This is a genomic window from Bradyrhizobium sp. 142 (genome assembly GCF_023074015.1).
In the GTDB taxonomy this organism is placed as follows: Bacteria; Pseudomonadota; Alphaproteobacteria; order Rhizobiales; family Xanthobacteraceae; genus Bradyrhizobium.
This window is the reverse complement of the sequence record NZ_JADPKQ010000414.1, coordinates 49,517-73,772: the sequence shown is the minus strand read 5'-3', so window position 1 is coordinate 73,772 and position 24,256 is coordinate 49,517. Positions and strand designations below refer to the sequence as shown.

Below are 24,256 nucleotides of genomic sequence, written 5' to 3'. Positions count from 1 at the left end.
CAATTCATGCTTGAATCCCGCCTGGGGTTGCGGATTGCGCATCGCAAAATGGCCCGATACAAGCCTCGCCAGGCGCACCCTCCATTAGGAATCGACCCCCATGGCATCGAATCTGGAAACTCTCGTCACGGTTTTCGGCGGATCGGGGTTTTTGGGCCGGAATGTCGTCCGCGCGCTGTGCAAGCGCGATTACCGGATCCGGGTCGCGGTGCGGCGGCCGGAACTGGCCGGCTTCCTGCAGCCGTCCGGCAAGGTCGGACAGGTCCACACCGTGCAGGCCAATTTGCGCTACCCGGCCTCGGTCGAGGCGGCGATGCGGGATTCGGCAGTCGCGATCAACCTTGTCGGCATCCTCACTGAGGGCGGGGCGCAGAGCTTTGACGCCGTCCAGGCCAAGGGCGCCGAGACCGTCGCCAAGGCCGCCGCGGCCGCCGGCGCCCGGATGGTGCATGTCTCGGCGATCGGCGCCGACCCGCAATCGCCCTCCCGCTATGCCCGGGCCAAGGCGGCCGGCGAGCAGGCGGTGCTGGCGGCGGTGCCGTCGGCCACGATCTTCCGCCCGTCCGTGATGTTCGGGCCCGAGGATCAGTTCACCAACCGCTTCGCCGCGCTGGCGCGGATCTCGCCGGTACTGCCGCTGATCGGCGGGGAGACGAAGATGCAGCCGGCCTATGTCGGCGACGTCGCCACCGCGATTGCGGACGCGGTCGACGGCAAGGCCAAGCAAGGCGCCACCTACGAGCTCGGCGGGCCTGAAGTGCTGACGATGCGCGAGATCATCGAGGCGATTTTGGCCATCACCGAGCGCAAACGCACGCTGATCCCGCTGCCGTTCTCCCTTGCCCGCTTCCAGGCCAACTTCCTGCAGTTCGCGCCGGGCGCGCTGAAGCTGACGCCGGACCAGGTCACGCTGCTCGAGCGCGACAATGTCGTCTCGGATGCGGCGAAGGCCGCAGGGCTGACGCTGGAAGGCCTCGGCATTACCCCCGATTCGCTGGAGGCGATCGCCCCGCAATATCTCTGGCGTTTTCGCAGCGCCGGGCAGTTCCAGCGCTAGAGCCCGTGAGCCTACTCCGTCGGCGGTCTTTCCCAACCTCTCCCGCTTGCGGGAGAGGTCGATCGCGCAGCGATCGGGTGAGGGCTTTCTCCTCGTCGGGAGTCTCTCTGCGGAGACACCCTCTCCCCAGCCCTCTCCCGCAAGCGGGCGAGGGAGCGCACCGCCGCCGCGGCGAGGACTGGCGCGTCACACGGATTTCAAAACCTCAGCTTCTTGAACACCGCTTCCGGCAGCGCCTTGATGATCAGCATCACGAGGCGCCATTTGCCGCTGACATAGACGACGTCGGTCTTCCGCTCGACGGCCTGGAGGATCGCATCGCCGACCACGCCCGGTTCGACGGTGAGCGGGCCGATCAGCTTCATGCCTTCCGTCATCTTGGTGCGGACGAAGCCGGGCTTCACGGTGACGACATGAACGCCGCTGCGGCTGGCGCGGGCGCGCAGGCCGGACAAGAGCGCCGAGAAGCCGGCCTTGGCCGAGCCGTAGACATAGTTCGAGGCACGTCCGCGATCGCCCGCAACCGAGGATACGCCGACCAGCGTGCCATTGCCGCGGCCCAGGAATTTTTCCGCGAACAGGCCAAGGATCAGCGAGGGCCCTTCGTAATTGGAGCGCATGATGGTCGTGGCGTGCGCGAGATCGCTTTGCGCCGTCTCCTGTGCGCCCAGCAAGCCGACGATCGAGATGACGACGTCAGGCAATGCGGGAAGGCCGTCGGCAAATCTCTCGAACGAGGCGGTGTCGAGCACGTCGAACTTGAAGATGCCGACATCGACATTGTAGCGGGCGCGCAGGTCGGCAGCGTCAGGCTCCAGCGCCGCGACGTCGCGCCCTGCGAGGGCGACATCGTAACCCGCCTTGGCAAAGGCGCGCGCGGCGGTGCGGCCGATATCGGAGGAGCCGCCCAGTACCAAAACGGACTTGCGCGGAGTCATGGCTTAAACCTCATCAAACAAACGCTGTGAAAGTTTCGAGCGGATATTGCCTGCCGGATCGAGCGACTTTCGGATCGCGTTGAAGCGCTTCAGGGCTGGATAGCCGGCTTCAAAGGTCGCGCGCGACTGGCGCGCATCCTTGGCGAGGTACAGCCGGCCGCCGGCGGCGACGACGAGGCGGTCGATCTCGTCGAGGAAATTCAGGATCTCGCCCCTCAGCGGGAAATCCAGCGCCAGCGTGTAGCCGGGCAACGGAAACGACAAAATGCCGTCGCCCTGGCCGAGCTTCTTCAGCACCGCGAGGAAGGAAGCGTCGCCGCGCTTCGCGACGCGAGCGAGGATCTCGCCGAGCACGTCGCGCGCGCCCTTCTCCGGGATCACGCATTGATGCTGGAGAAAGCCGCGTTTTCCGTAGATGCGATTCCACCCACCGATACTGTCGAGCGGGAAGAAGTATGGGAAGAGCGAGACCACATGACTGCCGCCGGCCCGCCTTGCGCCCATGCGGTAGTAGAGCTCGTTGAAGGCGCGGATGCTGTAGCGGTTTAGCGTCATCGACGGAAAGTCGATGGGCATGGCGAGACCGGAATCCTGGCCGACCGGAAATCGCTCGGCTGAGCCCACAAGCTCGTCCGCGCCGGCGTGCTCGCCGAGATAGATCAGCGAGCGGCCGAGATTGCTGCCGCCCGCGGCGCAATCAATCCACGCTACCGAATAGGTCGCGGAATCACTCGCATCGAGCGCGCGCATCGCTGCATCGAGATCAGCCGCGGAGACCACCCGCTCGCGAATCCACCCCGTCTCGACCGGCCGCAGCCGGATCGCGGCTTCGAGAATGACGCCGGTGAGGCCCATGCCGCCGACGGTCGCAAAGAAAGCATCGGCATTTTGTTCACGCGAGGCCTCGATGGTCTCGCCTTGCCCGGTGCGCAGCAGGATACTGTCGACATAGCGGCCGAAACCGCCCTCGCAATGATGGTTCTTGCCGTGCACGTCGGCGGCGATGGCGCCGCCAACCGACACGAAGCGCGTGCCCGGAACGACGAAAGGCAGGAAGCCGCGCGGGCCAAACGTGTCGATCAGGTCCGACAGCAGCACGCCGGCTTCGAGACGGATACGGCCCGTGGCCGAATCGAACGACCTGACCCGGTCGAACGCCCTCATCGCGATTGTTCTGACAGCGCCGATTCCGGCGTCGCCATAGGCGCGGCCGTTACCCCTCGCCACGCAGCCGCTCACCGCAGCGACGGCTTCACCGACGGCCTCGAACGACCGCGGCCGCAGCACATCGCTATCGACGACCGGGAAACGCCCCCAGCCGCTGAGGAGGGTCATGGTTCAGCTCCTGTGCAGGGCGCGCGGCGCCTTGCGTTGGAAACTGCCTATCGATCAAAAGCTTATATTAGGTTGAGGCGCGTCAGCGAGTTTTCGAGAGGTTAACGGCCGAGCGCCAGCGCGATCAGGCCAAGCGTGCCGACGACGACGCGCCACCAGGCGAACACCGCAAAGCCGTGCCGGGTGACGTATTCCAGGAACGTCTTGACCACGATGATCGCGGTGATGAACGACACCACGAAGCCGATCGCAACGATGCCGATGTGGTCCGCGTTCATCTCGGAACGGTTCTTGTAGAAGTCGTAGGCGAACGCGCCGATCATGGTGGGAATGGCGAGGAAGAACGAAAACTCCGCCGCCGCGCGCTTGTCGGCCCCCAAGAACATCGCGGCGACGATGCTGGCGCCGGAGCGCGATACGCCCGGGATCATCGCGACGCACTGGGCGATGCCGATATAGAGATACATCAGCAGCGGAAAGCGGGTAGCGTCATGCTCGCGCGGCTTGAGATCGATCCGATCGACCCACAACAGGATAGCGCCGCCGACGATCAGCGAGAAGCACACCACCCACGGATTGAACAGCAAGATCTTGATGTATTTGCCCGCGGCGAGGCCGACGATGACCGCGGGCAGAAACGCCACCAGCACGCCGATCACGAAGCGGCGTGCATAGGCGTCGCCCGTGAACATGCCGATCGCGACGTCCCACAATTTCTTGAAGTACAATACGACGATCGCAAGGATCGCACCGAGCTGGATCAGGACCGTGAACGAATCCCAGAAGGCGCCTTCGCCGAGATCGAAGAAGCGCTCCGCAACCAGCAGGTGGCCGGTTGAGGACACGGGAAGGAACTCGGTCACACCCTCGATGATGCCGAGGATCACTGCCCGTATTGCATCTGACATATTTACGGTCCATTTCCGCTGGAAAAGCGGGGTTCTTCTGGCCTATTCGCCCCCGTGCCGCAATCGCAAAATGCGCCGTCGCGCCCTTGCTTCGCGGTTTTGAGGGACTAGTGTGGCGCCGCACAAACATTGATGGATTCTTAAGCACCATCACATAGTCAAAGGCTTCATGCTTACGCTGTTTCATCATCCGTTCTGTCCGCATTCGCGTTTCATCCGCCTGATCGCGGGGGAATACGGGCTCGACCTGAAGCTGGTCGAAGAGCGCAGCTGGGAACGGCGCGAGACATTTCTGCTGCTCAATGCGGCAGGCACGACGCCTGTCCTTGTGGACGAGGAGCAGCCGATTCCGGGCGCGGCCATCATCGCGGAGTATGTCGACGAGGCCTATGGCGCCGAGATGGAACCCAAGCGCCTGATGCCGGAGACAGTCGCCGAGCGCGTCGAGGTGCGCCGGCTGATGGCCTGGTTCAACGAAAAATTTTTCGAGGAGGTCTCGCATCCTCTCGTCACCGAGCGCATCTACAAGCGCTTCATGAGCGAGGAGAATGGCGGCGGCGCACCCTCGGCCGACGTGATGCGCGCGGCGAAAGCCAATGTGCGCTATCATCTGGCCTATATCGGCTGGCTGGCGCAGACGCGTAACTTCCTCGCCGGCGACCGGCTCACCTACGCGGATCTCGCCGCCGCGGCGCATCTTTCGGCGATCGATTATCTGGGCGACGTGCCATGGAGCGAGGACGACGCAGCAAAGGCGTGGTACGCGCGGGTGAAATCCCGCCCGTCGTTCCGTCCGCTCCTGAGCGAATGGCTGGCCGGCGTGCCGGCGTCGCGCACCTATGTGGACCTGGATTTCTGAATTCCAATCCGATTGAACTGAAGGCGGCGCTTGCGCGCGAGGCACGCTCGCTCGGCTTCGACTGCATCGGCATCACCGAACCCGGCACGATCGAAAGCGCCGGAAAGCACTTTCTGGAATTCATCGCTTCCGGCGGCCATGGCGACATGGACTGGCTCGCGGCAAGCCCTGAGCGCCGCGTCGATCCGCGCGGTCTGTGGCAGGACGTGCGCAGCGTGATTATGCTCGGCGTCAATTACGGTCCCGACCGGGATCCGCTGGCGATCCTCGAGCAGCGTACGCGCGCGGCGATCTCGGTCTATGCGCAGGGCGACGACTATCACGACCTGATCAAGAAGCGCCTGAAGGCGCTGGCACGCTGGCTGGTCGCGGCGGCGCCTTGTGAGGTGAAGCCTTGCGAGGTCAAGGTGTTCGTCGACACCGCGGCGGTGATGGAGAAGCCGCTGGCGCAGGCCGCGTATCTCGGCTGGCAAGGCAAGCACACCAACCTCGTCTCGCGCGAATTCGGCTCATGGCTGTTTCTCGGCGCGATCTACACCACGCTGGAGCTGCCGCGTGACGACGCGGAGATCGATCATTGCGGCTCCTGTCGGGCGTGTCTCGACATCTGCCCGACCGCGGCATTCCCGGCGCCCTACAGGCTCGATGCGCGGCGCTGCATCTCGTACCTCACCATCGAGAACAAGGGGCCGATCCCGCGCGAGTTTCGCAAAAGCATCGGCAACCGCATCTACGGCTGCGACGACTGCCTCGCGGCGTGTCCCTGGAACAAGTTTGCGCAACAGGGGCGCGAAGCCAAGCTCAGCGCGCGGGATGAATTGCGTGCGCCGACCCTGGTTGAACTGGCGCATCTCGACGATGCTGCCTTTCGCGCCCTGTTCACGAAGTCCCCGGTCAAGCGCATCGGCCGCGACCGCTTTCTGCGCAATGTGCTGATCGCGATCGGCAACTCCGGTGATGTGGCGTTAGCGCAGGAGGCGCGGCGATTGCTGGCGGATGAGAGCGCGCTGGTGCGCGGGGCGGCGGTGTGGGCGCTGGCGCAGTTGATGTCGCGAGATGAATTTGTGGCGATGAAGACGAAGGCGATTGCCAACGAGCGCGATGAAAACGTTCGTGAGGAGTGGCAAGCCGCTTCGTAACTCTCGGTGTCATGCCCTCCGCGACCCGGCTACGCCAAGGCTTCGCCGGGGTTGAGGTCCAGGGGGCGCCGAAGCTAGCGAAGGCGGCAGGCGGGGCATCCAGTACGCCGCGGCTTCTCTCTCAATCACTACTGCCTCTGGAATACTGGATCGTCCGCCCCAGTGCGCAATTGCGCACAAGGCGGACGATGACAGCAGATGTTGTGGCGACGAGTGCAATGTGTCTGACCTCGCCCACGACTTCCGCCCGCACCTTGATTTCGCCGCAGCTTCCTTCAATCTCGCATCATGACCAACCCGCCTTTCTTCACCCGCGACGGCGACACATTCCATCCAACGGAAACCGCCAACGGTCCCTGGGACCCGAAATCGCTGCACGGACGCGTCATCATCGGCCTGCTCGGCTTCGCCATCGAGGAGCGCCATTCGGGTCCCGAGTTCGTGCCGGCACGGCTGACCGTCGACATGTTTCGGCTGCCGACCATCGACAAACCGATTGAGGTGACGACGCGGCTGGTGCGCGACGGAATGCGCATCCGCGTGGTCGAGGCGGAATTTGTCTCCGGCGGCGTCAGCATGGCGCGCGCCTCCTGCCAGCTGCTGCGGCGAACGCAGAATCCCGACGGTAACGTCTGGTCGCCGCCGAACTGGGACGCGCCGAAGCCGGCTGACATTCCAATACCGACCGATCCTCGGCTCGGCATGAACGGCAAATGGACGACGCGGCCGATCGTCGGCCATATGGGGCTCGCTCGGTGCGCGGCGGCTGCGGATGAGCGAGGTGCGCGAGCTCGTTGCGGGGGTGCCGATGACGCCGTTCGTGCATGTGGCAACCGGCGCCGATTTTGCCAGCCCTTTTGCCAATGCCGGCGACAAGGGGCTCGGCTATATCAACAGCGACGTGACGATCTACCTGCACCGCCTGCCGGTGACGAACTGGATCGGCTTCGAGGTGGTAAACCATCACGCCACCGACGGCGTCGCGATCGGCGAATGCTGGCTCTATGACGAACAGGGCCCGCTCGGCACGGCAACGGTGGCGGCACTGGCGCAGCGCAAGTTGATGGTGAATCCGTCGAAGCGGTAGGACTCCGCTGTCATTCCGGGGCGGCGACGAAGTCGCGAGCTATGATGCGCAATTGCGCATCATAGCTCGCGCTACGCGCGCCCCGGAATGACGATGTGGAGAGAGTCAGGCCAAATGTCTTTGCATCTCCGGCCGCGCCTTCAGCTCCGCGCCTTGCTTGGCGACGACCTTCGCAATCCGCTCCGGAGCGAACTTCAGGTCAACGAGAGCCGGCGCGGTGTTGGCTACCTCGTGGTAGCTGACGATCTTGCCAGCCCTGAGCGTCATGATCGCGACGCCCTCGAACATCGCCCGCACGCCGTTCGCCTCCGGCAAGGTCGAACGATAACTGAAAGTGTAGCGCGCATAGAGCGTGGCGCCGTCGGAAACGGGGTCGTGCATGTCCCAGCGGAAATCGCTCGCCGTGCGATAGAACCAGTCGTCGATTATCTCTGCGATTTTGCTGCGGCCCGCGAAGGCGCCGTAGAACACGTCGTGATAGACTCCGTCCTCGGTGAAGAGGTCCGCAAAGGCTTTGCCGTTGCGCTGCTCGACCGCGTCGCAGAAGGCGCGCAGCATGGCGGTGGTGGACATCCGCGTTTCTCCCGAGTTCTTTTCTTTCCCTCTCCACTTGTGGGAGAGGGTGGATCAATCGCGCGCAGCGTGATTGAGACGGGTGAGGGGTTGCATCTGCGGGTCCAACTCTCATGCGAATGTATGGAGGCAACTCCTCATCCGGCGCCATAGCCGAAGCTTCGCTTCGGCGTTCTTAAGAACGGCGGCCGAAGGCCGCCTATGCCACCTTCTCCCACAAGGGGAGAAGGAAACAAGATGTCACCCGATCTCCGCCACCGCGGCAACAATGCGCGCGATGTCTTGCGGGCGGGACAGGCGGTGGTCGCCGTCCTGGATCATGGTCAGCACGACATCGTCGGCGGGCAGGCGATGCGTCAGCGCGAACGCGTGCTGCCAGGGCACGTCGGGATCCTGGGCGCCTTGCAGGATGCGGACGGGGCAGCCGAGATCGATGGCGCTGCCGAGCACGAGGTGATTGCGGCCCTCTTCGATCAGGTTCCGCGTAATCGGATAGGGCGAGCCGTCGTCATATTGCGACGGCCTCAGCCACATGCCGTTGGTCTCGATCTCCTGCTTCACCTTGGACGAAAATTTCTTCCACATCAGCTCCTCGGTGAAGTCGGGCGCCGGCGCAATCAGCACCAGGCCCGCCAGCGACGCCTTCGCTGACTGCTCCTCCTGCCGCTTCCTGATCTCGCGCGCGAGCAGCAGCGCCATCCAGCCGCCCATTGAGGAGCCGATCAGAACTTGCGGGCCATCGCAGAAGCGCTCGAACACCGCCACGCTGTCCTCGAGCCAGCGCCCAATGGTTCCGTCGGCGAAATCGCCGCCGGATTCGCCATGGCCGGAATAGTCGAAACGGACTGAGGCACGGCCGTGCTCGCTGGCCCAATTGTCGAGCGCGACGGCCTTGGTGCCCTGCATGTCCGACTTGAAGCCACCGAGCCAGAACAGGCCGGGTCCCGCGCCGGCGCGGCTGCGCACCGCGATTTTGCGTACTGAGGCACCCTCGCCGACTTCGATGAAGTCGAGCACGGCATCGGAAAGCGTGTTGGTCATGGAACGTTTACTTTGGCTGTGTGGTTTGAGCTGTTCCGGCCGGGCCGGCGTAATACGGTGTCAACGCTGACCTTTTGGGGCGCTTGCGGAACGGAGGCAAGGTGTCTATGTCGAGCACCGTGCCGATGGGCGTGACCAAAATGTCGCGCATTTGAGGGTTTTTCGATCGCAGCACAGGCGACTTGCTTGCCGGCAGCCGCATCTTCCTTCAAAATAGCCGCTTCCTTCACAACTTTGGAGAACAACCCATTCGCCGTCCCAACAGAGCCCCGGCCCCTGCCGCCAAAGACGGGCCGCGCATCAATGATGATATCCGCAACGCGCAAATCCAGCTGATCGATCAGACCGGCGACAACAAGGGTACGGTCGAGACCGTCCTTGCGATCCGCATGGCCCAGGAAGCTGGCATGGATCTGGTCGAGATCTCGCCAAATGTCAGCCCTCCCGTCTGCAAGATCATGGACTACGGGAAGTACAAGTATTCCGCCCAGAAGAAAGCCGCAGAGGCCCGCAAGCGGCAGAAGACGGTCGAGATCAAGGAGATCAAGCTCCGCCCGATGATCGACGACCACGATTACGACGTGAAGATGCGCGCGATGCTGCGGTTCTTCGAAGAGGGCGACAAGGTCAAGATCACACTGCGTTACCGCGGCCGCGAGATGGCGCACCAGGAGATCGGCACCAAGCTTCTGGACAAGATCAAGACGGACGTCGCCGAGCTCGCCAAGGTCGAGCAGGATGCGAGGTTCGAAGGCCGCCAGGTCGTGATGGTGCTGGCGCCGCGCTGACGCCGGCCATTTGAGCCCTGACAGTTCCACGGCCCGTCCGGAGCTCCGGCGGGCCGTTTTGTTCTTCACCTCTCCCGCTTGCGGGAGAGGTCGCGGCGCAAAGCGACGCGGGTGAGGGCTTTCTCCTCTGGGGGTCCTCGAATAGTCGGCGGGTCGCTGCGAGCGGTTCACCGTTGCCATTTGGCGCGCGCTCTGCCATAAGCCCAGCCTTCATCGCCCGGCTGATTTAAGGGCTGCCGTGGCGGTGTTTCGTGCGGGTTTCGCGCCAGTTCGCAAAAACTTGAGCACAATCAACGCTCTAACGAGCATTTTAGACGGCCAGCCGCCTTCACGGGCGGCATTCTGTTGTGGCCAGAGGAGAGCAAAATGCCCAAGCTGAAGACCAAGTCGGGCGCTAAAAAGCGCTTCAAGGTGACTGCCACCGGCAAAGTGATGCACGCCCAGCGCGGCAAGCGTCACGGCATGATCAAGCGGACGAAGAAGCAGATCCGTCAGCTCCGCGGCACCCGCGTGCTGTTCAAGACCGACGGCGACAACGTCAAGAAGTACTTCTTGCCGAACGCCTGATCGCGTCCCCGATCACTGCCACCTGCGCCGCGATTGACGCGGCGATCCGAAAACCAAGTCATCTCTGAAGGATTTTGTCATGTCTCGCGTCAAACGCGGTGTGACCGCCCACGCCAAGCACAAGAAAGTCTACAAGGCCGCCAAAGGCTTCCGCGGCCGCCGCAAGAACACCATCCGCGCCGCCAAGCCGGCGGTCGAGAAGGCGCAGCAGTATGCGTTCCGCGACCGCAAGCGCAAGAAGCGGACCTTCCGCGCGCTCTGGATCCAGCGCCTCAATGCCGCCGTCCGTCCGTTCGGCATGACCTACAGCCGATTTATCGACGGCCTGGCAAAGTCGGGCATCAGCGTGGACCGCAAGGTGCTGTCGGATCTCGCGATCAACGAGCCCGCGTCGTTCCAGGCGATCGCCGAGAAGGCCAAAGCTGCTCTCGCTGCCTGAGCAAGCCTGCGCTAACGGCCGGCTCCGCCGGCCTTCAGCGCTCTCCGCGAGTAACGCTGGGCGACCTCCGCCCGGCAGAACGCTGTAAACGACGGGTATATGGTGCCGGATTGATTCCGGTACTCCCGTCGCAGATCCGCAACTCGCGCTGATAGGCCTGTTTCTGCGTGGCTTTGAGGCCGGGCATGAAGTGCGCCTCGCATTTCTTCTCGACGGCCGCGCCGAGCTGGACGTCTCCACTCGCGGTCAACTGGCAATCCCTGAACACTTTCATCGCGCTTTCGCAGCCCTTCTGGGCACTGATGGAGTCGACGACCTCGTCCAGCGTCATGGATTTCTCCATGCAAACCATCGCGCGCGCCCGGGTGAAGGTGACCGATACAACGACAGCCAGAGCCGCCAGGCAGGTCCTCAAGAACATCGCGTCATTCCTCGTATTCCTCTTGGTGCAGTGTAGCGGCGCAGCGTTCAACACAGCCAATCGTGCCCCCGAAACGACCGGCTTTTTGCTTGACGTTGCGGCCTTCGGGCGGCGACAACCCAGCCGAATTTAGCAGCAGGGATTTGACAGTGTCCGACCTCGCAACGCTCGAAACATACATCCTCGACCAGATCGCCGCTGCCGGCGACGAGGCCGCACTCGAAGCGGTGCGGGTCGCCTCGCTCGGCAAAAAAGGCTCGATCTCCGCGCTGCTTGCGACCCTCGGCAAGATGTCGCCGGAGGAGCGCAAGACGCAAGGCGCGGCGATCAACCTCGCCAAGGACAAGGTCATGCAAGCGCTCACCGCGCGGCGGGACGTGCTGAAATCGGCGGCGCTCGATGCGCGGCTCGCCTCCGAGACCATCGACGTCACCCTGCCGCTGCGCGATGCGCCGGCCGAGGCCGGACGCATCCATCCGCTGAGCCAGGTCTGGGACGAGCTGACCACGATCTTCGCCGACATGGGATTCTCGGTCGCCGAAGGTCCTGATATCGAGACCGACGACTACAATTTCACCAAGCTGAATTTCCCCAAAGGCCATCCCGCGCGCGAGATGCACGACACCTTCTTCTTCCATCCGAAGGAGGACGGCTCGCGCATGCTGCTGCGGACCCACACCTCGCCGGTGCAGGTGCGCACCATGCTGAGCCAGAAGCCGCCGATCCGCGTGATCTGCCCGGGCCGCACCTACCGCATCGATTCGGACGCGACCCACACGCCGCAATTCCACCAGGTCGAAGGCCTCGTCATCGACAAGCATTCGCATCTCGGCCACCTCAAATGGATCCTGCACGAGTTCTGCAAAGCGTTCTTCGAGGTCGACCACATCAACATGCGGTTCCGACCCTCGTTCTTCCCGTTCACCGAGCCGTCGATGGAAGTCGACATCCAGTGCCGCCGCGACAAGGGCGAGATCCGCTTCGGCGAGGGCGAGGACTGGCTCGAGATTTTGGGCTGCGGCATGGTGCACCCGAACGTGCTGCGCGCCTGCGGCATCGATCCCGATGAATACCAGGGCTTTGCCTGGGGCATGGGCATCGACCGCATCGCCATGCTGAAATACGGCATGAGCGATCTGCGCCAGCTGTTCGACAGTGATGTCCGCTGGCTGTCCAACTACGGCTTCAAGCCGCTGGAGGTGCCGACACTGGCGGGAGGGCTGAGCTCGTGATGGCTCACCGGGATACGATCGCTCCAGCCGCGCCGACGCTCCGACTCGAGCTTGCGAAGACCCTCTCCGTTTCCTTCGCGGCGAGAACCCTCTCCCTGCCCCTCCCCCGCAGGCGGGGGAGGGAATGGATAGAGCGAGCGCGCGGCGGCTGTCTCAAGGATACGTATTCCCTGTCCGCTCGACAGGTCGAACCCCCTCCCCCGCTTGCGGGGGAGGGCTGGGGTGAGGGTGTCTCCTCGATGGGGTTGCCAATGGTCGATCCTAAGCATCCGGACTGGAGAGTATCGACCAAGCTACGGGCCCATGCGCGTGCGCTCAGACGCAATTCGACCGATGCAGAGCGTATCCTCTGGTCGGAGCTGCGCGCCGGCCGGTTGAACGGTTTGATTTTTCGCCGCCAGGTGCCGATCGAGAACTACATCGCCGATTTCATCTGCCACGCAGCCAAGCTCGTCATCGAGCTCGATGACGGCCAACACTTCTCGGATGAAGGCGAACGCGCCGATGCACGGCGATCTGCCGTCATCGAAGCAAAGGGCGTTAAGGTGCTCCGCTTCAGCAATCACGATGTGATGACAAATCGCGTCGGCGTTCTCGAAACAATCACCACTGCCGTTGCGGAGAGAGCCCCCACCCCAGCCCTCCCCCGCAAGCGGGAGAGGGAGCAGACCGTCTCCGTGGAGAAAAAGCAGCCATGAAATTCACCCTCTCCTGGCTGAAGGATCATCTCGACACCGACGAGCCGCTGGAAAAGCTGGCCGACAAGCTCACCATGATCGGGCTCGAGGTCGAGAACATCGAGGACAAGACGAAGGCGCTCAAGCCCTTCACGATTGCCAAGGTGATCTCGGCCGAGCAGCATCCGAATGCGGATCGGCTACGCGTCTGCATGGTCGACACCGGCAGTGGCGCCGCGCCCGTGCAGGTCGTCTGCGGCGCGCCGAATGCGCGCGCGGGGCTCGTCAGCGTGTTCTCAGCACCCGGAACTTACATCCCGGGCAAGGACATCACGCTCGGCATCGGCACCATCCGCGGCGTCGAGAGTCGCGGCATGCTGTGCTCGGCCGCCGAGCTGCAGATCTCGAACGACCATGACGGCATCATGGAATTGCCGGCGGATGCGCCGATCGGCGCTGCTTACGCCGAATGGGCCGGCCTCGGCGATCCCGTGATCGAGATCAATCTGACCCCGAACCGGCAGGACTGCACCGGCGTGCACGGCATCGCGCGCGATCTCGCCGCAGCCGACATGGGCAAGTTCAGGGATCCGACCGTCAAGGCCGTGAAAGGCGAATTCCCCTGCCCGGTGAAGGTCACGGTCGAGGACGCCAATCTGTGTCCGGGCTTTGCGCTGCGGCTGGTGCGCGGAGTCAAGAACGGCCCGTCGCCGGAATGGCTGCAGAAGCGGCTGACTGCGATCGGCTTGCGTCCCATCAACGCGCTGGTCGATATCACCAACTTCATGACCTATGATCGCGCGCGGCCGCTCCATGTGTTCGACGCAAAGAAAGTCAAGGGCAATCTCGTGGTGCGCCATGCCCGCGACGGCGAGACGCTGCTCGCGCTCGACGGCCGCACCTACAATCTCGATCCCGCCATTTGCGTGGTCGCCGATGAGCACGGCGTCGAATCGCTCGCCGGCATCATGGGCGGCGAAGCATCGGGCTGCGACGAGACCACCACCGACGTGCTGATCGAATCGGCGCTGTGGAACGAGATCAACATCGCCCAGACCGGCCGCAAGCTCGGGATCAATTCGGATGCGCGCTATCGCTTCGAGCGCGGCGTCGACCCGGCCTTCATGGTGCCGGGGCTGGAGCTCGCGACAAAACTAGTGATGGAGCTGTGCGGCGGCGCTCCGTCGGAGAGCGTCGTGGTCGGCAAAGCGTTCGGCGACGACCGCGTGATCGACTTCCCGGTCACCGAGGTGAAGCGGCTGTCGGGCATCGAGGTGCCGCAGCCGGAGATGAAGCGCATCCTGACCCATCTCGGCTTCATGATGGCGGGCCCGGGTCCGGTGGTGAAGGTTGCGGTGCCGTCCTGGCGCTCCGACGTGCACGGCAAGGCCGACATCGTCGAGGAAGTCGTCCGCATCTACGGCATCGACAAGGTGCCGGAGACGCCGTTCGAGCGCGGCGAGGATGCGCGCAAGCCCGTGCTGACTCCGATCCAGCTCCGCACCCGCCGCGCCAGACGGGCGCTCGCAAGCCGCGGCATGACCGAGGCGGTGACCTGGTCGTTCATCACGAAGCCTGCAGCAAAACTGTTCGGCGGCGGCCAGCGCGAACTCGAAGTGGCCAACCCGATTGCATCTGATCTTTCCGACATGCGCCCGACCCTGCTGGCCGGCCTGACCGCGGCGACGCAGGCCAACGCCGATCGCGGCTTTGGCGATGTCGCGCTGTTCGAGGTCGGCCAGGTCTTCAGGGGCGACCGTCCGCAGGATCAGTTCATGGCGGCGAGCGGCATCCGCCGCGGCTTTGCCTCGTCAGAAGGTGTCGGCCGTCACTGGTCGGGTTCGACGCAGGCCAGCGTGTTCGACGCCAAGGCCGACGCGCTCGCCGTGCTGGCCGCTGCCGGCGCGCCGATGCAGGCGCTTCAGATCGTGGCCGGGGGACCTGCGTGGCTGCATCCCGGACGCTCCGGCACGATACAGATCGGCCCGCAGAACGTGCTCGGCAGTTTCGGCGAGATGCACCCGCGCGCGCTCGAGGTGCTCGGCGCCGACGGGCCGCTGATGGTGTTCGAAGTGATCCTCGACCGCATCCCCGAGGCCAAGAAGAAACCGACTCGCGCAAAACCCGTTATCGAGCTGTCGGCGTTCCAGCCGGTGTCGCGCGATTTTGCCTTCATCGTCGATCGTACCGTCAAGGCCGGCGACATCGTGCGCGCGGCGCAGGGCGTCGACAAGAAGCTGATCACCGCCGTCAACGTGTTCGACGTCTATGAAGGCAAGGGCATCGACGACGACAAGAAGTCGATCGCCGTCACGGTGACGATCCAGCCGCGCGAGAAGACGCTGACCGATCAGGAGATCGAGGCCGTCGCCGCAAAGATCGTGGCCGAGGTGATGAAGAAGACCGGCGGCGCATTGAGAGCATGAGTCTCGCGGACTTTCTGCCCAAGGACGTCAGCCTCACCATCGCGATGGCGCTCTGCGCCATCGCTTTCGTTTCGGGCACTGCCCGCGGCTTTTCCGGTTTCGGCTCGGCGCTGATCTTCATGCCGCTTGCGAGCAGCGTCGCGGCACCGCGGCTCGTCGCAGCGCTGCTCCTCGTCATCGACTTCATCGCGGCGGCGCCGCTCCTGCCCGACGCATGGCGGAAGGCTGACCGCAGGGCGACCGCGGTGATCGTGCTGGGTGCGCTGGTCGGCGTGCCCGTCGGCACGTATTTCCTCAGCGTGCTCGAACCCGTCACCACGCGCTGGATCATCTCCTGCTTCGTCGCAACGCTGCTTCTGTTGCTGCTGTCGGGCTGGCGCTATCGCGGCAAGGATCACGCCTGGCTATCGGTCGGCATTGGCAGCCTCTCGGGCTTCTGTAGCGGGCTGGCGCAGACCGGCGGGCCGCCGATCGTCGGCTACTGGCTCGGCCGCCCGGTCGCCCCCATCGTCGCGCGCGCCAATATCCTGCTGTTCTTCGGCGCGTCGGACTTCTTCTCGATGGTCAGCTATGCGACGACCGGCCTGATCTCACGCGAGTCCCTCGTGCTGTCGCTCATCGTCGGCCCGGTCTACGCCGTCGGCGTCACGTTCGGCGCATCGCTGTTCGGGCGCGCGAGCGAAACCGTCTTTCGCGGCATCTGCTATGTGTTGATTGTGCTGGCGGTTGTTGCCGGCCTGCCGATGCTGGATGGAATTTTGCGCTGAACCATCCGCGGGTCGTCCTGGCGAAAACCAGGACCCACTATCCCGGTCGATCATTGTAGCGCAAGCTGGTAACCCCGAGTCTTCGCTAAACCACGCCCTGTGGTAATGGGTCCTGGATCTGCGCTCCGCAACGGGACAGCGCTGCGCGCTGCCCGGCGCTCCGTCCAGGACGACGAATGAGATTTGGTCCACGGCTAACGCTTCTGCCGCCGCTTGGTCGATTGCGTCGGCACGTCGGCTGGCTCGTCCTTGAGTGCGCCGATCTTGCGCAGCGCCGCATCCGCGGCGCGCTCTCCGCTTTCCCAAGCGCCGTCGACGGTGCCCCAGAGTGTCTCGTGCGCGGCTTCGCCCGCAAGGAACATGGGGCCGATCGGCTCGGTCAGCATCTTTCGCGATAGCTGCCCGCCGGGCGAAGCCGCCGACATCGCGCCCATCACGAAGGGCGAGGCGTTCCAGCGCGTCGCGCTGGCCTTCTGCACCGCGGCGGCCGCCTCGCTGCCGAACAATTTTGTGATCCATTCCCTGGCGAAGGCGATCATCGCTTTTTCGCCCTGTGCCGAGAGATCGCGGCCGAACGAGCCGCCGATATCGATCGAGCACAACGAAGACCCGCCGATATTGGCGAACAGCAGCGCGGTGCGCGTCGAATTGCTCTGCTCGATCAGGATGTCGTCGCGCGACAGCCCGAGCGGATTGCCCGGCAGTTGCAGCACGATGTGATCGTAGCTGCCGAGCCCGAGCTTTGACGCGGCGTCGAGCGTACGCTTGGGGATATCGGGCGCGAACTTGATCGCGCCTGCGGTCAGCACATTGGTCGAGACCGTGATGATGACGGCCCGCGCGGCGATCTTGCCGGACGGCGTTTCGACGCTGACGTCGCGGTTGCTCCAGGCGATGCGGCTTGCCGGCGTCGACAGCGCGACCGGCGCCTGCTCGCCGAGCTTGCTGATCAGCGTGCCCAGACCCTGGCGGCAGGCGATCGCGGCATTGCGGTCCTGCGCGCGCGCCTTGTCGATGGCCGAGAGCTCCTTCAGATCCTTGCCGGCAAAGCTCGCGCCCAGCACGAACTCCGCCGCGCCGGCCCAGTCGCCGAGATCCTTCGGCAGCACCGACGCGCATGCGGTATCCAGCTTGCCGCGCGCGGCTTCGTCGATGGCGCGGTTGGCGCGCACCAGCGCCGCGAGAAATTCCTCGGTCTCGCCGGCGCGCGCATTGCGGCGGCCGATGCGCATCTTCTGGCCCGACGGCGCCGGCAGGACGTCGAGCCCGGCGCTGCGCGCCAGCCGGATCATCGGATTGGTTTCGGGATTGTGCATCCAGCGTGCGCCGCGATCGAACGGCACGTCGAAGGTCGTGCTATCGGTGATGCAGCGCCCGCCGATCTGCGACGCTGCCTCTACCACCACGACCTTGCGATTGGCGGCCATGATGCGCCGCGCCGCAGCGATTCCGGCCGCGCCAGCGCCGATCACGACAATGTCAGCCTCGCGCGGCAGGGTCGCGGCCGATGCGCGCAGGATCGGCGCTGCGGCAAAGGCCGCCGACGCCGATAGGAAGCTGCGGCGCGTGATTGTCATGTCATGGTTTCCGAGGACTTGCGGCAAACGGGAACAGCTAGCGAACCTTGCCGCATCCGATGTTGTGCGGCAACTATCATGGTGAATCAATCGTACTTGACCTCACAGAGCCATGAACTGAATTGCAAGACGTTTCGACCATGCTAGAGAAGGGAAAAAGACGGCCGGAAAAGGCTGTGCGGGGAGTTCGAGATGGGGACCGTCCTAGATTCAGTCGGCAAGCTGATCGCCGCGTACCTCTCGAAGGAGGTGCCGGGTTATGAGCCGTTCACGCCGAGCGATCCGGAGCATCTGCGCGGCGTCATCGAGCCAGGCGACGTGCTGCTGGTTGAGGGCAACAACCGCATTTCCGGCATCATCAAATACCTGACACAATCGACCTGGTCGCACGCCGCGCTCTATGTCGGGCCGGTCGAGGGCGCGACGGAGCCCGACGGCGAGCCGCACGTGCTGATCGAAGCTAATATCGGCGAGGGCGTTACCTCCGCGCCGCTGTCTAAATACTTTCCCTATCACACCCGTCTCTGCCGCCCGGTCGGGCTGTCCCATGAGGACCGCACCACGGTCTGCCGCTATGCGATCAACCGCATCGGCTTCGGCTACGACACCAAGAACATCGTCGACCTGATGCGCTTCCTGTTTCCGCTGCCGATACCGCAGCGCTGGCGCCGCCGCATGATCGCGATCGGCTCGGGCGATCCCACCAAGATCATCTGCTCGGCGCTGATCGCGCAGGCCTTCGACGCGGTGCGCTATCCGATCCTTCCGAAGATCACCAAGGCCGGCAGCCGCGCTGCCCGCCGCGAGATCCTGCACATCCGCGATTCCTCGCTCTACATGCCCCGCGACTTCGACATCTCGCCCTATTTCGAAGTCGTCAAACCCACCATCGTGCACGGCTTCGACTACACCGCCCTGCACTGGGCCGACAAGCAGAAGCCGCTCGAGGAGGTAGCCGGCACCTTCGGTGTGTTTCCAGAAACGTTCCGTGCGCCGCCGCTCGTTCCTGAGACGATTGACGAAGAGACGCCGGTTCCGGCTGAAGAAATGATCGCGCCTGCGCAGATGGTGGAGCGCGTCACAGTCTCGGAGCATTTCCTGCTGCTGAAGAAGATCGCGATGTACCGCCCGCGGCGGCGGGCACGTGTGAGAGGGATGGCGGCGTAGAGCAATAATATTCGTGTCGTCCTGGCGAAAGCCAGGACCCATTACCCCAGGGCGCAGTTTGGCGAAGACTCGCAGTCTGGGACTTCTACCATCCACAATCGATGGATTCCGCGGTATGGGTCCTGGCTTTCGCCAGGACGACGTGGAGAGGCATCACGTCACTTCGCCGTGACGGAGAATGCAGGACCTACCGCTCCGCCCGTCCGATCACCGCCATCAGCTCCGCGATCTTCTCGCGCTGGTCGGCCTTGTCGCCGCTTGCGATCGCGTGCTCGACGCAATGGGCGACGTGGTCTTTCAAAATCTCCTCCTCGACCCGGCGCAACGCGGCGCGCACCGCCGAGATCTGCGTGACGATGTCGATGCAGTAGCGATCCTCCTCAACCATTTTCGAGAGGCCACGCACCTGGCCCTCGATCCGGCCGAGACGTTTTCCGACGGATGCCTTGATGTCCTTGCGCATGCCGTCTATATACCCCCCTAGGGTATCTATTGCAAGGCCGGAGCGTTGGCAATGAACGACACCAAACACGGGCACCATCTCAAGCCGAAAACCGATTCCGGATGCGGCTGTTCCGCCAAGGCGGCGGCGCCGGCCAAGCCCGCGACCTCCTCATGCTGCGGCGGGCACGGCGATCACGCCGGCCATGCCCACGTGCATGACCATGGGGGCACGGCAACGACGACCCGCGATCCCGTCTGCGGCATGACGGTCGATCCCGCGACCTCCAAACACCGCTTCGACCATCACGGCGAGACTTTTCATTTCTGCTCGGCCGGCTGCCGCGCCAAGTTCGCGGCCGACCCGGCCAAATACCTCGCCAAGGAGAAGACGCCCGAGCCGGAGATGCCGGCGGGCACGATCTACACCTGCCCGATGCATCCGCAGATCCGCCAGGTCGGGCCGGGAAGCTGCCCGATCTGCGGCATGGCGCTGGAGCCCGAGGTCGCGAGCCTGGAGACAGGGCCCAATCCGGAGCTTGCCGACATGACGCGGCGGTTCTGGATCGGCGGCGCATTGGCGCTGCCGCCGGTGGTGCTGGAGATGGGCGGTCATGTCGCCGGTCCGCACAATTGGATCGACGGGGCACTGTCGAACTGGATCCAGCTCGTCTTCGCCACGCCCGTCGTGCTGTGGGCTGGCTGGCCGTTCTTCGTGCGCGGCTGGCGGTCGCTGCTCACGCGCAATCTGAACATGTTCACGCTGATCGCGATGGGTACGGGCGTCGCCTATGTCTACAGCGTCATCGGCACGCTCGCGCCGCAGATATTCCCCGCGACCTTCCGTGGCCACGAGGGCGCGGTCGCCGTCTATTTCGAGGCCGCCGCAGTCATCACCGTGCTGGTCCTGCTCGGCCAGGTGCTGGAGCTGCGCGCCCGCGATGCGACGTCCGGCGCGATCAAGGCGCTGTTGCAGCTCGCCCCGAAGACTGCGCGCCGCATCGATGCCGATGGCGGCGAGCACGAGGTCGAGATCGACGCCCTTCATGCCGGCGACCGCCTGCGCGTGCGGCCGGGCGAAAAAGTGCCGGTCGACGGAGTCATTCTGGAGGGCCGCTCGTCGCTCGACGAATCCCTCGTCACCGGCGAATCCATGCCCGTCACCAAGGAGGCCGACGCAAAAGTCATCGCCGGCACGCTCAACCAGTCGGGCAGCTTCATCATGCGCGCCGACAAGGTCGGGCGTGAGACGCTGCTCTCGCAGATCGTGCAGATGGTCGCCGACGCACAGCGCTCGCGCGCGCCGATCCAGCGGCTCGCCGATCAGGTCGCCAGCTGGTTCGTGCCGGCCGTCATCATCGTTGCCGTCGCTGCATTTGCAGCGTGGGCCTGGTTCGGACCTGAGCCGCGGTTGGCTTTCGGTCTCGTCGCGGCTGTCAGCGTGCTGATCATCGCCTGCCCCTGCGCGCTCGGGCTCGCCACCCCGATGTCGATCATGGTCGGCGTCGGCCGCGGTGCGCAAGGAGGCGTGCTGATCAAGAACGCCGAGGCGCTGGAGCGGATGGAGAAGATCGACACGCTCGTGGTCGACAAGACGGGCACGCTCACCGAGGGCAAGCCCAAGGTGGTCGCGATCGTGCCGGCAGCCGGCTTTACGCAAGACGACATCCTTCGCCTCGCAGCCAGCGTCGAGCGCGCCAGCGAGCATCCCTTGGCCGACGCCGTCGTGCGCGCGGCGAAGGAGAAGCAGCTTGCACTCGGTAGCGTCGAGCAGTTCGATTCGCCGACCGGCATGGGCGCCACCGGCAAGGTGGACGGCAGAACCATCGTGCTTGGCAATGCGAAATATTTGAGCTCGATCGGTATCGACACCAGGGTGCTCGACGCCGAGGCCGAGCGCCTGCGCGGCGACGGCGCGACCGTGATCAACATGGCCGTTGACGGCGCGATCGCAGGCCTGTTCGCGATCGCCGATCCGGTCAAGGCTTCGACGCCGGAGGCGCTGAAAGCGCTCGTCGTCGAAGGCATCAAGGTGATCATGCTGACCGGTGACAATCGCACCACGGCGCAAGCCGTCGCGCGCCGGCTCGGCATTGCCGACGTCGAGGCCGAGGTGCTGCCCGACCAGAAGAGCGCGGTGGTGACGAAACTGCAAAAGGCTGGCCGCAGCGTCGCGATGGCCGGCGACGGCGTCAACGACGCTCCGGCGCTGGCAGCGGCCGAAGTCGGCATCGCCATGGGCACCGGCACGGACGTCGCCATGGAAAGCGCCGGCGTCACCCTGCTCAAGGGCGACCTCACCGGCATCGTGCGTGCGCGAAAACTGTCGCAGGCGACCATGAGCAACATCCGGCAAAACCTGTTCTTTGCCTTCATCTACAATGCCGCCGGAATTCCGATCGCCGCCGGCATCCTCTATCCGACATTCGGCGTGCTGCTCTCGCCGATCATCGCGGCGGCCGCGATGGCGCTATCATCGGTCAGCGTTGTCGGGAATGCGCTGCGGCTGCGCGCGACGCGGCTGTGAGCGCGGTGGAATCCGTGTAGAATGGCAAGAGCGCACCGCGCGAGCGGACATGTCCCCCGTCGCCGCTCCGGGATACGGCTTTTGCGCCGCAGCCATCAGGCCGGAATCCCTTGCCGAAGCGGCCTGGGGTGTCTACCTCTCGCGGGTGGTTTCGTGAGAGGTGCTGCCATGCTGGATGCCGCCGTCAAGGCGCTGTCGCAAATGATCTCACCGCCGATGCGCTCGATCCTGTGGCGATCGATCGGCGTCGCCCTGGTGCTGATCGTCGTGATGGCGATCGGGTTACAGCGGCTATTGAGCTGGTTTGCGACTTATGGCGAGGTTTGGCTCGAGGGGCTGCTTGGTCCCGGCTGGCACACATCGCTGGAAGTGCTCGCCTGGATCGTCTCGATCGCGGCAGGCCTCGGCGTCGTGTTCGGCGCGGTGTTCCTGATGCCGGCGATCACCTCGCTGGTGGCGAGCCTGTTCGTCGACGATGTCGCCGACCATGTCGAGCGCGAACACTATCCCGCCGAACGTCCCGGCGTCGCGTTGCCTTTCAGCCAGGCGATCACCGAGGGCGTCAAGACCGCATTGCTGACCATCCTGGTCTACCTGATCGCGCTGCCCTTCGTGTTGCTGGCCGGCGCGGGCTTCCTGATCTTCTTCCTCGCGACCGCCTGGCTGCTGGGCCGCGAATATTTCGAGCTCGCCGCCATGCGCTTCCGCTCGCCGGAGGAAGCCAAGGCGATGCGGCGCGACAATGCGGCAACCATCTTCACCGCCGGCCTGATCATCGCGGCCTTCGTCTCGATCCCGATCGTCAATCTGGCGACGCCGATCTTCGGCATGGCCTTCATGGTCCATATGCACAAGCGCCTGTCCGGATCGCGGCCCGAGCTGATCGAGCCGGCACGGCAGATGTGGTGATGGCAGCCGGTGCGGGATCAACTCAGACCGTCTTCTCCGGCCACCGGCAGAGATCGTTGATCAGGCATACTTCGCAGCGCGGCCTGCGCGCGAGGCAAGTATAGCGGCCGTGCAGGATCAGCCAATGATGCGCATGCAGCATGAACTCCGCTGGGATCACCTTTTCGAGACCGAGCTCGACCTCGAGCGGCGTCTTGCCGGGCGCAAGTCCGGTGCGGTTGCCGACGCGGAAGACGTGCGTGTCGACCGCCATGGTGTGCTCGCCAAAGGCCATGTTGAGCACGACGTTAGCGGTCTTGCGCCCCGCGCCGGGTAACGACTCGATCTCGGCACGCGTGCGCGGCACCTCGCCGCCGAACTCGCTGAGCAGCTTGGCCGACAGGGCGATGACGTTCTTCGCCTTGGTGCGGTAGAGTCCGATGGTCCTAATGTAATCGCGAAGCCGCTCCTCGCCGAGATCGAGCATCTTTTGCGGCGTGTCGGCGACCTCAAACAATTCGCGCGTCGCCTTGTTGACACCGGCGTCGGTCGCCTGCGCCGACAGCACGACGGCGACGAGCAGCGTAAAAGGATTGAGATGCTCGAGCTCTCCCTTTGGCTCCGGATTGGCTTTGCGGAAACGGCTGAAGGCTTCGTGGATCTCGGACGGGGTCCAAAGCTTTGTAGCCTTGAGCGATTTCTTCGCGGCCGCTCTCGGCTTTGCTACGGCCGGCTTTGCCTTTTTCTTCGGCACGGCTGTTTTGCGCGGGACCGCCTTGCGGGTGATTTTTGCCATGATCGGGATATACTGAGGGACGATGAGCACAGGCAACGAAATTGAGCGCGAGCGATCTGCAAGCGAAAGCGAGGTGCAGATCTTCTCCGCACGCCTGACGCCGCACCGCTCGCTGAATCGCACCGGTTTCCTTGCCTTGATGATGTTTTTGAGCGTGGTCAGCTTCGCCACCGGCATCGCGTTCCTGATGATGGGAGCATGGCCGGTGTTCTGCTTCTTCGGCCTCGACGTGCTGGTGATCTGGTGGGCCTTCAAGGTCAATTTCCGCACCGCTCGCGCGCGCGAGGAGATCGTGGTCACGCCGTCCGAATTGCGCGTCCGGCGCGTCAGCCACCGCGGTCAGGTCGCCGAATGGACATTCAACCCGCTCTGGGTCCGCCTTGATCAGGAGGTCGACGAGGAATACGGCATCGAACACCTCTTTCTGATCTCGCGCGGCCACCGGCTGCTGATTGCCGGATTTTTGGGCCCAGAGGAAAAATCTAGTTTTTACAATGCCTTGGTCGGGGCGCTGAACGCCGCCCGACACGGCCCGATCTACAATCCGCTCAGCTGAGCCCGGGTCGGAAAACGGGTGGTTTCGAGGCGCCCCCTCCCCTACATTTC

Annotated in this window: 25 protein-coding genes and 1 pseudogene; 17 read left to right on the top strand and 9 right to left on the bottom strand. The window is 64.4% G+C overall.

The genetic code is table 11. The features are described 5' to 3' along the window. Nucleotides 1-100 precede the first annotated feature (100 nt). Nucleotides 101-1,057, top strand: coding sequence for a complex I NDUFA9 subunit family protein (locus IVA82_RS38455; RefSeq protein WP_247388663.1), 957 nt, complete (start codon nt 101-103; stop codon nt 1,055-1,057). Between the two features lie 197 nt (nt 1,058-1,254). On the opposite strand, the gene IVA82_RS38450 is transcribed toward IVA82_RS38455, so the two are convergent. From IVA82_RS38450 to IVA82_RS38440, 3 genes are all read right to left on the bottom strand, one after another. Then, entirely contained in the window at nt 1,255-1,995 is a 741-nt protein-coding gene (locus IVA82_RS38450) for an SDR family oxidoreductase (protein WP_247388662.1), read from the bottom strand. 3 nt (nt 1,996-1,998) lie between these two features. Continuing rightward, nucleotides 1,999-3,330: an FAD-binding oxidoreductase gene (locus IVA82_RS38445; RefSeq protein ID WP_247388661.1), complete on the bottom strand. Its 1,332-nt coding sequence runs from the start codon at nt 3,328-3,330 to the stop codon at nt 1,999-2,001. A 101-nt stretch (nt 3,331-3,431) separates the two neighbouring features. Continuing rightward, entirely contained in the window at nt 3,432-4,238 is an 807-nt protein-coding gene (locus tag IVA82_RS38440) for an undecaprenyl-diphosphate phosphatase (RefSeq protein WP_247388660.1), read from the bottom strand. Nucleotides 4,239-4,407: 169 nt separating this feature from the next. Here IVA82_RS38440 and IVA82_RS38435 point away from each other — a divergent pair, with 169 nt between their 5' ends. From IVA82_RS38435 to IVA82_RS38420, 4 genes and pseudogenes are all read left to right on the top strand, one after another. After that, complete coding sequence (locus tag IVA82_RS38435; protein WP_247388659.1) at nt 4,408-5,097, top strand: glutathione S-transferase family protein; 690 nt, start codon at nt 4,408-4,410, stop codon at nt 5,095-5,097. After that, the gene (gene queG, locus IVA82_RS38430; RefSeq protein ID WP_247388658.1) at nt 5,046-6,236 is read left to right on the top strand and encodes a tRNA epoxyqueuosine(34) reductase QueG; all 1,191 of its coding nucleotides are present in this window, start codon (nt 5,046-5,048) and stop codon (nt 6,234-6,236) included. The genes IVA82_RS38435 and queG overlap by 52 nt, the downstream gene beginning before the upstream one ends. A gap of 288 nt (nt 6,237-6,524) precedes the next feature. Then, nucleotides 6,525-6,770: pseudogene (locus IVA82_RS38425) on the top strand (thioesterase family protein); the annotation flags it as partial. Nucleotides 6,771-7,008: 238 nt separating this feature from the next. Further along, a complete protein-coding gene (locus tag IVA82_RS38420) occupies nt 7,009-7,323 on the top strand; it encodes an acyl-CoA thioesterase domain-containing protein (RefSeq protein WP_247388657.1) in 315 nt (104 codons plus the stop codon). A 105-nt stretch (nt 7,324-7,428) separates the two neighbouring features. On the opposite strand, the gene IVA82_RS38415 is transcribed toward IVA82_RS38420, so the two are convergent. Beyond that, nucleotides 7,429-7,896, bottom strand: a complete 468-nt coding sequence (locus IVA82_RS38415) for a nuclear transport factor 2 family protein (protein WP_247388656.1) — start codon at nt 7,894-7,896, stop codon at nt 7,429-7,431. 240 nt (nt 7,897-8,136) lie between these two features. Then, nucleotides 8,137-8,937 carry an alpha/beta hydrolase gene (locus IVA82_RS38410; RefSeq protein WP_247388655.1) on the bottom strand — a complete coding sequence of 267 codons (801 nt, stop codon included), beginning with the start codon at nt 8,935-8,937 and terminating at the stop codon, nt 8,137-8,139. 248 nt (nt 8,938-9,185) lie between these two features. On the opposite strand from IVA82_RS38410, the gene infC reads away from it, so the two are divergent. The 3 genes from infC to rplT all read left to right on the top strand — a co-directional run bounded on the left by infC (nt 9,186) and on the right by rplT (nt 10,731). Beyond that, complete coding sequence (gene infC, locus IVA82_RS38405) at nt 9,186-9,725, top strand: translation initiation factor IF-3 (protein WP_148743626.1); 540 nt, start codon at nt 9,186-9,188, stop codon at nt 9,723-9,725. 366 nt (nt 9,726-10,091) lie between these two features. Then, nucleotides 10,092-10,292: a 50S ribosomal protein L35 gene (gene rpmI, locus IVA82_RS38400; protein WP_008539890.1), complete on the top strand. Its 201-nt coding sequence runs from the start codon at nt 10,092-10,094 to the stop codon at nt 10,290-10,292. Nucleotides 10,293-10,371: 79 nt separating this feature from the next. Next, nucleotides 10,372-10,731 carry a 50S ribosomal protein L20 gene (gene rplT / locus IVA82_RS38395; RefSeq protein ID WP_148743624.1) on the top strand — a complete coding sequence of 120 codons (360 nt, stop codon included), beginning with the start codon at nt 10,372-10,374 and terminating at the stop codon, nt 10,729-10,731. A gap of 34 nt (nt 10,732-10,765) precedes the next feature. Here the strand turns inward: rplT and IVA82_RS38390 are convergent, their stop codons facing one another. Beyond that, nucleotides 10,766-11,062, bottom strand: coding sequence for a hypothetical protein (locus IVA82_RS38390; RefSeq protein WP_346658796.1), 297 nt, complete (start codon nt 11,060-11,062; stop codon nt 10,766-10,768). 10 nt (nt 11,063-11,072) lie between these two features. On the opposite strand from IVA82_RS38390, the gene IVA82_RS38385 reads away from it, so the two are divergent. The 5 genes from IVA82_RS38385 (at nt 11,073) to IVA82_RS38365 (ending at nt 16,254) form a co-directional block, all read left to right on the top strand. Further along, nucleotides 11,073-11,285: a hypothetical protein gene (locus IVA82_RS38385; RefSeq protein ID WP_247388680.1), complete on the top strand. Its 213-nt coding sequence runs from the start codon at nt 11,073-11,075 to the stop codon at nt 11,283-11,285. 16 nt (nt 11,286-11,301) lie between these two features. Next, nucleotides 11,302-12,384: a phenylalanine--tRNA ligase subunit alpha gene (gene pheS, locus IVA82_RS38380; protein ID WP_247388654.1), complete on the top strand. Its 1,083-nt coding sequence runs from the start codon at nt 11,302-11,304 to the stop codon at nt 12,382-12,384. 251 nt (nt 12,385-12,635) lie between these two features. Beyond that, entirely contained in the window at nt 12,636-13,082 is a 447-nt protein-coding gene (locus IVA82_RS38375) for a DUF559 domain-containing protein (RefSeq protein ID WP_247493811.1), read from the top strand. Further along, nucleotides 13,079-15,487: a phenylalanine--tRNA ligase subunit beta gene (gene pheT / locus IVA82_RS38370; protein ID WP_247388653.1), complete on the top strand. Its 2,409-nt coding sequence runs from the start codon at nt 13,079-13,081 to the stop codon at nt 15,485-15,487. The genes IVA82_RS38375 and pheT overlap by 4 nt, the downstream gene beginning before the upstream one ends. Beyond that, a complete protein-coding gene (locus tag IVA82_RS38365; protein ID WP_247388652.1) occupies nt 15,484-16,254 on the top strand; it encodes a sulfite exporter TauE/SafE family protein in 771 nt (256 codons plus the stop codon). The genes pheT and IVA82_RS38365 overlap by 4 nt, the downstream gene beginning before the upstream one ends. A 194-nt stretch (nt 16,255-16,448) precedes the next feature. Here the strand turns inward: IVA82_RS38365 and IVA82_RS38360 are convergent, their stop codons facing one another. After that, the gene (locus IVA82_RS38360; RefSeq protein WP_247388651.1) at nt 16,449-17,831 is read right to left on the bottom strand and encodes an FAD-dependent oxidoreductase; all 1,383 of its coding nucleotides are present in this window, start codon (nt 17,829-17,831) and stop codon (nt 16,449-16,451) included. Nucleotides 17,832-18,023: 192 nt separating this feature from the next. On the opposite strand from IVA82_RS38360, the gene IVA82_RS38355 reads away from it, so the two are divergent. Then, nucleotides 18,024-18,998, top strand: a complete 975-nt coding sequence (locus IVA82_RS38355; RefSeq protein ID WP_247388650.1) for a YiiX/YebB-like N1pC/P60 family cysteine hydrolase — start codon at nt 18,024-18,026, stop codon at nt 18,996-18,998. Nucleotides 18,999-19,185: 187 nt separating this feature from the next. Here the strand turns inward: IVA82_RS38355 and IVA82_RS38350 are convergent, their stop codons facing one another. Further along, on the bottom strand, nt 19,186-19,461 hold the full coding sequence (locus tag IVA82_RS38350) for a metal-sensitive transcriptional regulator (RefSeq protein WP_024338640.1): 276 nt from the start codon (nt 19,459-19,461) through the stop codon (nt 19,186-19,188). A 51-nt stretch (nt 19,462-19,512) separates the two neighbouring features. Here IVA82_RS38350 and IVA82_RS38345 point away from each other — a divergent pair, with 51 nt between their 5' ends. Continuing rightward, nucleotides 19,513-21,966: a heavy metal translocating P-type ATPase gene (locus IVA82_RS38345; protein WP_247388649.1), complete on the top strand. Its 2,454-nt coding sequence runs from the start codon at nt 19,513-19,515 to the stop codon at nt 21,964-21,966. A gap of 168 nt (nt 21,967-22,134) precedes the next feature. Next, nucleotides 22,135-22,875: a sulfate transporter family protein gene (locus IVA82_RS38340; protein ID WP_247388648.1), complete on the top strand. Its 741-nt coding sequence runs from the start codon at nt 22,135-22,137 to the stop codon at nt 22,873-22,875. Nucleotides 22,876-22,897: 22 nt separating this feature from the next. On the opposite strand, the gene nth is transcribed toward IVA82_RS38340, so the two are convergent. Further along, nucleotides 22,898-23,650, bottom strand: a complete 753-nt coding sequence (gene nth / locus IVA82_RS38335) for an endonuclease III (RefSeq protein WP_247388647.1) — start codon at nt 23,648-23,650, stop codon at nt 22,898-22,900. Between the two features lie 22 nt (nt 23,651-23,672). Between nth and IVA82_RS38330 the strand changes: the two genes are divergently transcribed. Next, a complete protein-coding gene (locus IVA82_RS38330) occupies nt 23,673-24,206 on the top strand; it encodes a DUF2244 domain-containing protein (RefSeq protein ID WP_247388646.1) in 534 nt (177 codons plus the stop codon). Nucleotides 24,207-24,256: the final 50 nt, after the last annotated feature.